A 12,771-nucleotide genomic window follows, 5' to 3' on the forward strand; every position below is an offset into this window, starting at 1 on the left:
CCAAGCGGTGATCGCCCTGGCCCGCCGCCTGATCGACGTTATTTGGGCCCTGCTGCGCGACGGCCGTGAGTTCCATCCCTCACCACCGCTCACCGCGAACGCGGCTTGACATGGTCATTGAAACTCCTCGCGTGTGTCGCATCCGACGTGCTGGTCGAACCGGTCGCTGCTGAGGAAGGCACAGCGGTGGTGCCGCCGGCCGGGTGTGAAGCTTCCCCACACCACACCCGGCCGGACTTGCGCCGGCGGGTCCGCCGCCCGCCACCCGGGGGTCGAGGGTGGCGGACAGCGGTCCTGCCTGTTGCGGCCCGGACCCGCGAATGCCCGGACCTGCGGTGCGACGCTTCGCGGGCGTCACACCCGGGAACCACGCCGCGAACGCGGAACCCGATCGTCAGCCCGAGGCCGACCGGCCCGGCCCGGCCGCCCTGGCGGAGGCGACCGGAGCGGCGCCCGCCAGGAGGGGCGGCCGCCGACCGGCGCCGACCGGCTGGAACAGCCGTTCGAACCAATCGAACACTCGTTCTAACTACTGGAGAGAGTAACACCACCCTCCGACAAAAAAGCAACGCCGCAGCGCCGCAGGTCAGAGGTGATCTTCGCCCGCTGGGAAGGACGGCGGGAGGAGAGCCGGGCAGCGATGACGGCGGACGGAGAAGAACAGCGCGGGGACGGGAGACAGACAAGGGAAGGGACGGCGGCGACGGGGCGTGGGAGCGGGAGGCGGGCGCGGGGAGGTGAGAGCGGGAGGCGGGGCGAGAGGCGGAAGGCGGGAGGTGCGGGCGAGAGGTGGGCGGAATGGTCATTACCGTGGAGGCGTGCTCACCGGCCCGATGACCCCGGCGGATCTCCGGCGCGGCGTCGCCGAGCTCACCGCGAGTGAGCCGCTCTTCGCCGCCGTCGAGGAACGTCACGGGTTCCCGCTGATGTGGGACCGCGCGCCCGGGTTTGCCTCGCTGGTGCACATCATGCTGGAGCAGCAGGTGTCGCTGGCGTCGGCGCGGGCGACGTTCGACCGGTTGCGGGCGCTCGCCGATCCGCTGACCGCTGAGAGCCTGCTGGCGCTCGACGACCGGCAGTTGCGTGAGGCCGTGGCCGATGCCGTCGTGGCGGGTTCGCTACGGCTGGAGGCGCTGGCCGGACTCGACGACCAGGACGTCGATCGGCAGCTGCGGGCGGTGCCGGGGATCGGCCCGTGGACCGCGGCGATCTACCGGCTGTCGGCTCTGGGCCGGCCCGATGCGTGGCCGGCCGGAGATCTCGCCGTCGCGGCCGGGATCGCCCAGCTGTGGAATCTGCCGGCGCTGCCCTCACCGGCCGAGACCGTCCTGCGCGCCGAGGCTTGGCGGCCCTGGCGGGCGGTCGCAGCCCGGCTGCTCTGGCAGCAGTACCTGGGGACGAAGCTGCGACCGCCGGCCTGACCACAACGGCGCCGGCCTGCAAGAAGCCCGGCAGGCACGCTGCCAGGGCGGGGGCCGGTCAGCCGCCGACGTGGATGCCGGGGCGCCGGGCCGGGTCGGGCTCGCTCTTGCGGATGATCTCGCGGACCACCGGGGCCGTGTCGCCGCGGCCCAGGAGCAGGTAGCGGAAGAGGTGGACGAGGGGGCTGCCCTCCGCCCATTCGAAGTAGCAGTGCGGGCGTACGCCGCTCGCGTCGCGCAGGGCGAGCAGGACCGCGGCGATCGCGTTGGGGGCCGCCGGGCTCTGCACGCGCAGGACGCGGTACGGGCCGACCTGGACGCCGTGGACTGTGAGGACGTTGCTGAACTGCGAGGGGTCCACGACCTCGACCTCGAGGAAGAGCAGGTCCGCCGCGCCCGGTACGGGGTTCATGCCGCGCTGTTCGCGTTCCTTGCCGGCGTACTCGTCCTCGTCACCGGCCTGGCGGCGGTTGGCGACGAGGTTGAGCTCGCCGTCGTACGCGATGGAGTCGGCGATGAACGCGCGGGCCGCCTCGTCGAACTCGATGCGGTCCGCGCGCAGCTCGGTGGTGCGGCTGATCCGGGAGACGAGGGAGACGGCGATGATGCCCGCGATGAAGATGGCCGAGATGGTGATGCCGTCGGGCTTCTCGATGATGTTGTCGCCGAGCGCGTACAGCAGCACGAGCGTGAGCACGGTGAAGCCGGCGGTGGCACCGCGCTGCCGGCGCCGGGCGGCGGAGATCGTGACCGCTACCGCCCCGGAGACCATCATGGCCAGGATGCCGGTCGCGTACGCCCCCGCCTGCGCGTTGACGTCCGCGCCGAAGGCGATGGTGATGCCGACGCTGATCGCGGTGTAGACCAGCACGACCGGACGGATGGCGCGCGACCAGTCCGGGGCCATGCCGTAGCCGGGCAGGTAGCGGGGCACGATGTTGATCAGGCCGGCCATCGCGGACGCGCCGGCGAACCACAGGATCAGGATGCTGCTGAGGTCGTACGCCGTGCCGAAGGCCTCGCCGAGCTTCTCGTGGGCCAGGTAGGCCAGCGCCCGCCCGTTGGCCCCGCCGCCCGGTTCGAACTCCGCGTGCGGGATGAGCACCGTGGTGACGAAGCTGGTCAGCAGCAGGTACACGCTCATGACCAGCGCGGCGACGGTGAGCAGCTTGCGGGTGTTGCGGATGCGCGCCTCGAGCCGCTGTTCCGGCGACTTCCCGTCGGCGGCGACCAGCGGCATCATGCTGACCCCGGTCTCGAAGCCGGACAGGCCGAGCACCAGCGCCGGGAACGCCAGGAACACCGAGGAGACCGTGCCGAAGCCGCCGGCGGCTATCCCGTCGAGCCAGGCGGAGAAGGCGTGCGGGACGGTGAACACGTCGATCAGGCCGACGATGGTGACCACGGCGTTGAGCCCGAGGAAGATCACCACCAGCGGCAGCGCGACCTGGACGGCCTCCCGGAAGCCGAGCAGGAACACGAACCCCAGGACCAGCAGCAGCACCACCGTGATGGGCACCGCGTGCCCGTGCAGGAAGCCGGGCAGGTACGGGTTCTCCGACATGTGCACGGTGGCGTCGGCCGCGGACAGCGTGATCGTGATGATCCACGAGGTGGCGACGAAGCCGAGCAGCACGAGCACGAAGAGCTTGCCGTACCAGAACGGGAGCAGGTCCTCGAGCATGGCGATCGAGCCCTGGCCGTGCGGGCTCTCCTTGGCGACCCGGCGGTACATCGGGAGCATGCCGGCCAGCGTCAGCGCGACGATCAGCAGCGTGGCCAGCGGCGACAGGGCGCCCGCGGCGAGCGCCGCGATGGCCGGCAGGTAGGACAGGGTGGAGAAGTAGTCGACGCCGGTCAGCGCCATGACCTTCCACCAGGGCTGCTGGTGCGTCTCGTCCTCGGCCGACTCGGGTCCGACCGGCTGGACCCGGTTGGCCAGCAGCCAGCGGGTCACCCGGTGCACGGGCGGGGGCGTCTGCGCCGGGGTCTCCACGGACGCCGGTACGTTGATCTCGGTGCTCATCGATTGTCAGGATGCACCACGGGTACGACACCCGCACCGGCGGATGGAGGATTCGGCATGCGCACGATCGTCGTGACGGGGGCCAGCTCCGGTGTGGGGCTGGCCGCCGCGGGTCAGCTGGCGGCACAGGGGGATCAGGTGGTGGTCGTCGGGCGCGATCCGGGCCGGCTGGGCTCGGCGATGGCGCAGATCAGGGCGGCCGCCACGGGCCCCGAGCCGGACGAGTTCCGCGCCGACTTCGAGTCGTTCGACGACGTACGGCGGCTCGCGGACCATCTGCTGGCGGCGTACCCGGTCATCGATGTGCTCGCGAACAACGCCGGCGGCATGCTGGGCTCGTACCGGAGGACGGCCGACGGCTTCGAGGCGACCGTCCAGGGCAACCACCTCGCGCCTTTTCTCCTGACCAGCCTGCTGCGCGAGCGGTTGCGTGGCGGCCGGGTGGTGAACACCTCCTCGCGCGCCCACCAGCGGGCGCGCGTCGACCCGGACGATCTCACCGGCGACCCGGCCTCGTGGAACGCGTGGCGCGCGTACGGCGCGAGCAAGGCCGCCAACATCCTGTTCACGGCCGAGGCGGCCCGCCGGTGGCCGGACATCCTGTCGGTGGCGTTCCATCCGGGCGTGGTGCGCAGCAACTTCGGCGCGGGCCCGGTGACGCGGTTCTTCTACAAGGTCGCGCCGTTCCTGACCAGCCCGCAGGACGCGGGTGCGCTGCTGGTCTGGCTCGCGACGGCCCCGGCGGAGGAATTGCGGAACGGCGCCTACTACGTGGGGCACAAGGTCACCGCACCGGACCCGCGGATCTCGGATCCCGCGCTCGCGGCGCGACTGTGGGATGCCAGCGAGCGGGCCTGCGGGGATAACCGTTAGTTCGACTTTCATTACCTTCTTCACGAAGGGCTGCCCGCGGGCGCGGGACCTTTGTAAGTTCTGGCGTCATGATCGCGCCGGCCACGCCCCGCTGGTGGGCTGGGGCCGCACGCTGCGCCGCCGCGCTCACCATGCTCGTCGTCACCGCGGTGTGGGCGGCGAACGGCGGGGCGCGGCAGGCGGCCGGCGGCGGCTGGGCGGCGCTGGGCGCTGCGGGACGGCTGGCCGCGTTGTGGTCGGCGAACCTGATGCTGCTCCAGGTCGTGCTCATGGCCCGGATCCCGCTGGTGGAACGGGCGTTCGGCCAGGACACGCCGGCCCGCTGGCACCGCTGGACCGGCTTCGCGTCGTTTCACCTGCTGCTCGCGCACGTCATGCTGGCGACGCTCGCGTACGCCACCGGCGGTGACCTGCTCGCGCAGTTCGCGCGCTTCGTCGCGCATTACCCCGGGATGCTGCCGGCCACGGCGGCGCTGGTCGCGGTCGTCCTGGTGGTCGTGACATCGGTACGCCGGGCCCGCCGCCGGTTGCGCTACGAGTCGTGGCATCTGCTGCACCTGTACGCGTACCTGGGCGTCGCCCTGGCGCTGCCGCACGAGCTGTGGGCCGGATCGGACTTCGTGGCGAGCCCGGTGGCGCGCGCGTACTGGTGGACGCTGTACGCCGTGGCCGCGGGCAGCGTGCTGGTCTTCCGCGTCGGCATGCCGTTGTGGCGCACGGTGCGGCACCGGCTGGTGGTCGACCACGTCGTCCCGGAGGCGCACGGGCTGGTCTCGGTGTACCTGCGCGGCCGGCACCTCGACCGCCTGCCGGTGCGGGCCGGGCAGTTCTTCGTCTGGCGGTTCCTCGACGGGCCCGGCTGGTCGCGCGGGAACCCGTTCTCGCTGTCCGGGCCGCCGCACGGCGATCAGCTGCGGATCACGGTGAAGGTGCTCGGTGACGGCAGCGCCCGGGTGGCGCGGCTGCGGCCGGGCACGAGGGCACTGATCGAGGGCCCGTACGGACGCCTGACGGCCGAGTCGTACCGGGGCGGGCCCGTGACGATGCTGGCGTGCGGGGTCGGGATCACGCCGTTGCTGGCGTTGCTGTGGGACCTGCCGTACGGCCACGGCCAGGCGACGCTGATCTACCGCGCCCGGCACGCGCGCGAGGTGGCGTTCCTGGACGAGCTCGAATGGCTGGCGCAGCGCCGCGGCGTACGGCTGGTGCCGTTGATCGGCCCGCGCGCGCGTCCCACCTCCTGGCTGTCCGAGGAGTACGCGGACTACACCGACGCGCAGGCGTTGCGTGAGCTCGCCCCGGACATCGCCGGCCACGACCTGTACGTGTGCGGCCCCGATCCGTGGACCGAGGCCGTCCGCGCCGCCGCCCGGGCCGCCGGGGTCCCGCCGGCGCGCCTGCACCGGGAGCGCTTCGGCTGGTGAGCGCCGATGTTCGAGCAGAATGGTCCGATGGAGAACCACCCCAATGTTCAGGCGGTCCGCGCCGCGCTCGCCGGCGCCGACGCCCGTACCGCCGCGGGCACCGCGCCCGAGATGGTCCTGTTCGACGAGGGGGTGCACACCGCCGCCGCCGCGGCTGCCGCCCTGGGTGTCGAGGTCGGACAGATCGCCAACTCGCTGATCTTCGAGGCGGACGGCGCGCCGCTGCTGGTGCTGACCTCCGGCGCGCACCGGGTGGACACCCGCAAGGTCGCCGCCGGGCTCGGCGTCGCCCGGCTGGGACGGGCCACGCCGGAGTTCGTCCGGGCGCACACCGGCCAGGCGATCGGCGGGGTGGCTCCGCTGGGACATCCCAAGCCGGTCAGGACGCTGGTCGACACGGCCCTGGCGCAGTATGACGAGGTGTGGGCGGCCGGTGGCGTACCGCAGGCGGTCTTCCCGATCACGTACGCGGAGTTGCTGCGGGTCACCAACGGTGTACCCACCGAGGTCGCCTGAGTCATTGATCACTGGACTGAACTCCGCCTCGAGGGGCGGAGGTGGCGCGCGTCCTTAAACTGGGGGGCCTGCGTCATCCCCTGTCCCTGTCCATTGACCCCCTCGGAGTCCGACAACCATGGCCGCCGATACCGCCACGGGAACGGAAGCGGTAGCGACACCTGCCACCGTCCAGGACCCGCCGCCGGACGAACAGGCACCCCCGGCGGAGGAACAGGCACCCCCGGCGAAGCAGACACCGCCCTCTGAGCAGGAGCCGCCGGCCGAGCCGCAGCCGCCGGCCGAGCAGGAAAAGGTCCAGGAGAAGCCCGCGGCCGAGGACACGCCGCCTGCGTCGCCGCCGCCCTCCCGGGCCGGCCGGACGTGGGCGTGGATGCGGACGAGGCTGATCCCCACGCTGGCCCTGGTGACGTTCCCGTTCGCGGCGACGCTCACCGTGATGCTCATCAACATCGGCACCCGGCAGCTGTGGCGCGACGAGAACGCGACCTGGTGGGCTGCCTCGCTCGACCTCGCCGACCTGCGCGAGATGGTGCAGACGCTCGACGTGGTGCTGTACCCGTACTACGCGTTCATGCACGGCTGGGTGACGCTCTTCGGCGACTCCGAGACGGCGCTGCGGATGCCGGCCGCGCTGGCGATGGCGTTCTCCGCGGCGGTGATCGCGCTGATCGGGCGGCGGCTGTTCGACGCCCGGGCCGGCCTGATCGCGGGTCTGCTGATGCCGGCGGTCCCGGTGATCAGCCGGTACGGGCAGGAGGCGCGCCCGTACGCGCTGGCGATGCTCGCCACGGTCACCGCGGTGTGGCTGCTGCTGCGCGCGGTGGAACGCCCGACGGTGTGGCGGTGGATCCCGTACGCGCTGGCGGTGATCGCGATCGGCTGCAGCCACATCGTGGCGCTCATGAGCCTCGCCGCCCATCTCGTGGTGGTGGTCGCGGCGGTGATCCGCGCCCGGGGACGCAAACGGCTGTGGACGATCCTCGGCTGGCCGCTGTCCGTCGTGGCCGCGGTGCTCGCCGTCTCGCCGCTGATCATCCGCGGGCAGGTCCAGGGCGCGCAGATCAACTGGATCCCGGACACGACGTGGGAGCGGGTGCAGGCCTTCCCCGGCGAGGTCTTCATGAGCCCCGCGGTGGCCGGGTTCTTCCTGACCGCCGGCCTGGGCGCCATATTCGTGCTGGCCTTCGAGGGCCGGGGCGGGCTGCTGCTGGTGTGGGCGCTGCTGCCGCCGATCGTCGCGTACTACACGTTCCACGAGTACTACTTCTTCTACCCGCGCTACCTGCTCTTCACGGTCCCGGCCTGGATCCTGCTCGCCGGGTTCGCGCTGCGCCGGCTGGCCTCGGCCGCCGGCTCCGGCCGGGTCGCGGCGACCGCCAAGGTCGTCGTGGTCGTCGTCGCGGCCGCGGCCGGGCTCACCTTCGCCGGGTGGACGGAGCAGGGCAACATCCGCAGCGACGCCGAACCGGACGAGTTCGCGTTCCGGCTGGCCGCGGGGCTCATCGCCGCCCGCGACGAACCGGGCGACGGGATCATCTTCACCGGCTACCGGTACGCCCACCGCGGCTTCCGGTACGAGTGGCGCCACCAGCCCCGCGAGCAGCAGCCGCAGGAGATCCTCGTCGACCAGCCGCCGGACGAGGCGTGGTCGTGGGAGCACCCGCCCTGCCTGCCGACCGCCGTGTGCCTGGCCGACACGAAGCGGATCTGGCTGGTGTCCACGGACCCGGGCGGCCTCAGCCCGTTCTGGCCGCTGCCCGGCTACCAGCAGAAGGCGGTCCAGCGCCGCTACGACATCGTGCTGCACGTCGAGTTCCACCGGGTCTGGGTGACCGAACTCGTCCGCAAGCCACCCCGCAAGTAGCCGACCCGCCGGGGCGTGACGGCCCGCAGCCTGGGTAGCGTGACGGGATGACGTCCGTACCGCCGCTGGTCACGCTGCACGTGTGGCGGGTGCCGCGGCGTGACGTCGGTCGCGCTTTCGTCCGGATGGCGGTGGATCCGCGCCGGTTGCGACGGGTGCCCGGGGCGCGGTTCGGCCGGCTGCTCGGCACCGGGACCGGCACGACGTTCGGGCCCGGCGACTCGGACCTGACCCGGTACGCGGCCGTGGTCGCCTGGGACGGCCCGGACGGCGGCGACCTGGGCGCGGTCGGCGCGGCCTGGGACCGGATCGCCACGGCTTCCACCCGCGTGGACCTGACGCCGCTGACCAGCCACGGCCGCTGGTCGGGCGGGACACCGTTCGGCGAACCGTCGGACGGCCGGCACGACGGCATGGTGCTGGCGCTGACCCGGGCCCGGCTGCGGCCCGCGCGGGCGCTGACGTTCTGGCGTGCGGTGCCGCCGATCGCCAGGGAGCTCGCCACCGCGCCGGGGCTGCTCGCGCGCTTCGGCGTCGGCGAGGCGCCGGTGGTCTGGCAGGGCACGGTGAGCGTGTGGCGCAGCGCGGCGGATCTCACCCGGTTCGCGTACCGTCAGCCGGAGCATCGCGCGGTGATCGCGCGGACACGGGAGGTCCGCTGGTACGCGGAAGACCTGTTCGCCCGGTTCGCGGTGCGCGGCATCAGCGGCGACAGGGCCGTACTGGGCTGGCGGGAAGGAGAGCGATGAGGCTCGTCCCCTGGCAGCCGGACGACATGCTCCGGCGGCTGGACGACGTGGTGAGCGTGTACGGCGAGGCGATGGGCTACCGCGCCGAGCTGCTGCAGACCCGCCGCGGGTACATCGGCGCGCACGTACGCCGGGCCGGCTTCCGGGCGGTCGCCACCCTGACCACCGACGGGCACCTCGCCGGGTTCGGGTACGGCTACGCGTCCGGCCCCGGCCAGTGGTGGCACGACCAGGTCCGTTCCGCGCTGGACGAGCCCGCCCGGCGGCGCTGGCTGTCCGACTGCTTCGAGGTGGTCGAGCTGCACGTGCGCCCGAGCGCCCAGGGCCACGGGATCGGCGCCCGCCAGCTGCGCGCCCTGCTGTCGATGGCGGACGGGAAGACCGTGCTGCTGTCGACGCCCGAGGCCGACGAGGAGCAGTCCCGGGCCTGGCGGCTGTACCGGCGCTTCGGCTTCGAGGACGTGCTGCGCGACTTCATGTTCCCGGGTGACGAGCGCGCGTTCGCCATCCTCGGGCGCGGCCTGCCGCTGACCGAGCGCGCCCCGGCCGAGGACGCACCGGGCATTGTCGGCATCTGAGCGGTCGTCGTGGGCCCGCCCGGCCGTCCCCGCGGCTGAGTGGCCGTCGTGGGCGCTGCTCGGCGCGCTCGTCCTGGTCCAGATCTGCTATCCGCTCACCTCGGGTGGCGTACGCGCCGGGTTCACCGTGACCACGGTGGTGCTGGGCTACCTGCTGTCGGTGGGTCACGCGCTGCTCAGCCGGGGCCCGCGCGCGGCCGCCGCGCTGGTGGGTACGGCCACGCTGGGCGGGTTCGCGGTGGAGGCGGTCGGGGTGGCGACCGGGTTCCCGTTCGGCACGTACGACTACTCCGGCCAGCTCGGCCCGAAGGTGCTCGGCGTACCGCTGATCATCCCGCTGGCGTGGACGTGGATGGCGTGGCCGGCGTGGCTCGCGGCGCTGCGGCTGGCCCGCTCGCGCGCGGTCCGGGTCGCGCTGGCGGCGGCCGGGCTGGCGGCGTGGGACCTGTTCCTGGACCCGCAGATGGTCGCCGAGGGCTATTGGGTGTGGCAGTCGCCGACGCCGGCGCTGCCGGGAGTGCCGGGCATCCCGGTGGGCAACTATCTGGGGTGGCTCGGTTTCGCCCTCGTGCTGATGGCGGTCCTCGCGGCGGCCGCCGGACCCTCGGGCGGGCAGGCGCTCGGCGGGGACGCCCCCATGATCGCGTTGTGGCTGTGGACGTACGCTTCCTCGGTGCTCGCCCACGCGGTGTTCCTGGGGCTGCCCTGGTCCGCGCTCTGGGGCGGCGTCCTCATGGGCGCAGTCGTGTTGCCCCTGATCCCAGCGCTGCGGCGACGCACATGACGTGGCTCGTGCTCCTGCCGTGGCTGGCGCTGACCGGCCACACGCTCGTCAACGCCCTGCTGCTGCGCCGGCCGGCCCGCGGCGCCTCGGTCACCGAGCGCGTGGCGGTGCTGCTGCCGCTGCGTGACGAGGCCGGCCGGGTGACGCCGTGCCTGGAGTCGCTGCTCGGCCAGCGGGGCGTCCCCGAGCTCGAGATCGTCGTGCTCGACGACGGATCCACCGACGGCACGGCCGAGGTGGTGCGCCGGGTCGCCGGCGACAAGGTACGGCTGCTGACCGGCGCGCCGCTGCCCGCCGGGTGGCTCGGCAAGCCGCACGCCTGCGCGCAACTGGCCGCCGCGGCGACGGGCAGCGACGTGCTCGTCTTCGTCGACGCGGACGTGGTCCTGGCGCCCGACGCCGTCGCGGGCGGGGTCGCGCTGTTGCGGTCGGCGCAGGTCACGCTGCTGTCGCCGTACCCCCGGATCACCGGGGCCGGCCGGCTCGTGCAGCCGCTGCTGCAGTGGTCGTGGCTGACGTTCCTGCCGCTGCGGCTGATGGAACGCTACCCCCGGCCGTCGCTGGCGGCGGCGGGCGGGCAGTGGCTGGTCACCGACCGGGCCGGCTACGAGCGGGCCGGCGGGCACGCGGCGGTGCGCGACGACGTGCTCGAGGACATCGGGCTGGCGCGGGCGGTCAAGCGCTCCGGCGGCCGGATCGCCCTCGCCGACGGGTCACGGCTGGCGCAGTGCCACATGTACGCGTCGTGGCGGGAGCTGGTCGACGGTTACAGCAAGTCGTTGTGGGCGTCGTTCGGGTCGCTTCCCGGTGCGGCGGCCGTCGTGGTCCTGCTGATCCTGCTGTACGCGGCGCCGCCCGTGACCGCGATCGCGCTCCTGATGTCCGCAAGGGTGGATCTTGCTTTGGTGACGCTGTGTGCGTACGGGATGGGTGTGCTCGGAAGGGTGATCGCCGCGGCCGCGACGGGCGGGCGGACCTGGCCGGATCCCCTGGCGCAGCCGATCTCGATCCTGGCGTTCGGGTGGCTGGCCGCCCGGTCGTTCGTGTTGCGCCGGCGCGGCGCCCTGAGCTGGCGGGGACGGCCGGTATGAGCGAAACAGCGGTGATCGGCGCGGGGGTCGGCGGGCTCGCCGCGGCGGCCCGGCTGGCGGCGGCCGGGCACAAGGTCGCGGTGTACGAGCAGGCGCCGGAGATCGGCGGCAAGCTCGGCCGGTACGAGCGCGACGGCTACCTCTTCGACACCGGCCCGAGCCTGCTCACGCTCCCCCAGGTCTTCGCCGACCTCGGGCTGGAGCTGGACCCGGTGCCGCTGGATCCGGTCGTGCGCCACGTGTTCCCGGACGGTTCCGTGCTCGACTCCTCGTCCGATCCGGAGGTGTTCCGGGAGCGGATCGCCGACGCGTTCGGGGCGGGGGCGGCCGCGGACTGGGGACGCTTCTGGAAGCGCGCGGAGCGCATCTGGGCCGCGTCGTGGCGCTCGGTGCTGCAACGCGAGGTGTCCCCGGCGACGCTGGCCCGGCTGTCGTGGCGCCTCGGCGACCTCGCCGCGATCGCGCCGGGCCGCACGCTGCGCACGCTCGGCCGTCACTATCTGCGCGACTGGCGGCTGCGGATGATGCTCGACCGGTACGCGACGTACACCGGCGCCGACCCGCGCCGCGCCCCGGCGGCCCTGGCCGCGATCCCGTACGCGGAGCTGGCCTTCGGCGGCTGGTACCTGCCCGGCGGCCTCGGCGTGCTCGGGTCCGCCCTGCTCGACCGCTGCCGCGCCCTGGGCGTCACGATCCACACGTCCGCCCCGGTGACCGCCATCCGTACCTCGGCCGGCCGCGCGACGGGCGTCTGCGTGGCGGGTTCCGACGTCCCGGCCGACCTCGTCGTGTCCGATGTGGACGCGCAGACCCTGTACCGCGACCTGCTGCCGTCGCCGTCGCACCTCGCCGGCCTGTCCGACCGCAGCCTGGCCGGCTTCGTGCTGCTGCTGGGAGTCCGCGGCGAGACGCCACGGCTCGCCCACCACACGGTCCTGTTCCCCCGCGACTACGACGCCGAGTTCGACGCGGTCTTCGGCGACCCCGCCCACGGCCGCCGCGCCCGGCCGCCGTCCGACCCGACCGTCTTCGTCACCCGCGCCGAGGACCCCGCGGTCCACCCGCCGGGCACGGAAGCGTGGTTCGTCCTCGTGAACGCACCCCGGCACGGCCGCGCGGCGGGCGCCGTGGACTGGGAGCGTCCCGGCCTCGCAGCGGCGTACGCGGACCACATTCTCGACGTCCTCGCGGCGCGCGGCTTCGACGTCCGCGACCGCCTGGACTTCGTGGAGACCCGCACGCCGGCCGATCTGGCCGCGGCCACGGGCGCGCCCGGCGGGGCGATCTACGGTACGGCCGGAGGACTGCTGCGCCCGGGCAACCGCGGGCCGGTGTCCGGGCTGTACCTCGTGGGCGGCTCGACGCACCCGGGCGGCGGCCTGCCCATGGTCACGCTCTCGGCGAAGATCGTCGCCGACGCGATCGGACCGGCCTGAGGCCGC

At 73.5% G+C, this 12,771-nt stretch carries 11 protein-coding genes; 10 read left to right on the forward strand and 1 reads right to left on the reverse strand.

Annotation, left to right across the window (positions count from 1 at the left end; translation table 11 throughout):
• Window positions 1-818: 818 nt before the first annotated feature.
• Entirely contained in the window at window positions 819-1,421 is a 603-nt protein-coding gene (locus IT780_RS34480; RefSeq protein ID WP_307831525.1) for a DNA-3-methyladenine glycosylase family protein, read from the forward strand.
• Between the two features lie 58 nt (window positions 1,422-1,479).
• Here the strand turns inward: IT780_RS34480 and IT780_RS34485 are convergent, their stop codons facing one another.
• On the reverse strand, window positions 1,480-3,447 hold the full coding sequence (locus IT780_RS34485) for an APC family permease (protein WP_199516032.1): 1,968 nt from the start codon (window positions 3,445-3,447) through the stop codon (window positions 1,480-1,482).
• A gap of 57 nt (window positions 3,448-3,504) precedes the next feature.
• On the opposite strand from IT780_RS34485, the gene IT780_RS34490 reads away from it, so the two are divergent.
• From IT780_RS34490 to IT780_RS34530, 9 genes are all read left to right on the forward strand, one after another.
• Window positions 3,505-4,320, forward strand: a complete 816-nt coding sequence (locus IT780_RS34490; RefSeq protein WP_199516033.1) for an SDR family NAD(P)-dependent oxidoreductase — start codon at window positions 3,505-3,507, stop codon at window positions 4,318-4,320.
• Window positions 4,321-4,388: 68 nt separating this feature from the next.
• Complete coding sequence (locus IT780_RS34495) at window positions 4,389-5,744, forward strand: ferredoxin reductase family protein (RefSeq protein WP_199516034.1); 1,356 nt, start codon at window positions 4,389-4,391, stop codon at window positions 5,742-5,744.
• Between the two features lie 27 nt (window positions 5,745-5,771).
• Window positions 5,772-6,260 (forward strand): YbaK/EbsC family protein, encoded by a 489-nt coding sequence (locus tag IT780_RS34500; protein WP_199516035.1) that lies wholly within the window; start codon window positions 5,772-5,774, stop codon window positions 6,258-6,260.
• A gap of 118 nt (window positions 6,261-6,378) precedes the next feature.
• Window positions 6,379-8,127: a glycosyltransferase family 39 protein gene (locus tag IT780_RS34505; protein WP_199516036.1), complete on the forward strand. Its 1,749-nt coding sequence runs from the start codon at window positions 6,379-6,381 to the stop codon at window positions 8,125-8,127.
• 47 nt (window positions 8,128-8,174) lie between these two features.
• Window positions 8,175-8,876: a monooxygenase gene (locus tag IT780_RS34510; protein WP_199516037.1), complete on the forward strand. Its 702-nt coding sequence runs from the start codon at window positions 8,175-8,177 to the stop codon at window positions 8,874-8,876.
• Window positions 8,873-9,454, forward strand: a complete 582-nt coding sequence (locus tag IT780_RS34515; protein WP_199516038.1) for a GNAT family N-acetyltransferase — start codon at window positions 8,873-8,875, stop codon at window positions 9,452-9,454. Before IT780_RS34510 ends, IT780_RS34515 begins: the two co-directional genes overlap by 4 nt.
• Before the next feature lie 55 nt (window positions 9,455-9,509).
• Window positions 9,510-10,238, forward strand: coding sequence for a carotenoid biosynthesis protein (locus tag IT780_RS34520; protein WP_233413986.1), 729 nt, complete (start codon window positions 9,510-9,512; stop codon window positions 10,236-10,238).
• A complete protein-coding gene (locus IT780_RS34525; RefSeq protein ID WP_199516040.1) occupies window positions 10,235-11,329 on the forward strand; it encodes a glycosyltransferase family 2 protein in 1,095 nt (364 codons plus the stop codon). Before IT780_RS34520 ends, IT780_RS34525 begins: the two co-directional genes overlap by 4 nt.
• A complete protein-coding gene (locus IT780_RS34530) occupies window positions 11,326-12,765 on the forward strand; it encodes a phytoene desaturase family protein (protein ID WP_199516041.1) in 1,440 nt (479 codons plus the stop codon). The genes IT780_RS34525 and IT780_RS34530 overlap by 4 nt, the downstream gene beginning before the upstream one ends.
• Window positions 12,766-12,771 lie beyond the last annotated feature (6 nt).

The organism is Nucisporomicrobium flavum (assembly GCF_016464385.1).
In the GTDB taxonomy this organism is placed as follows: Bacteria; Actinomycetota; Actinomycetes; order Mycobacteriales; family Micromonosporaceae; genus Actinoplanes; species Actinoplanes flavus_A.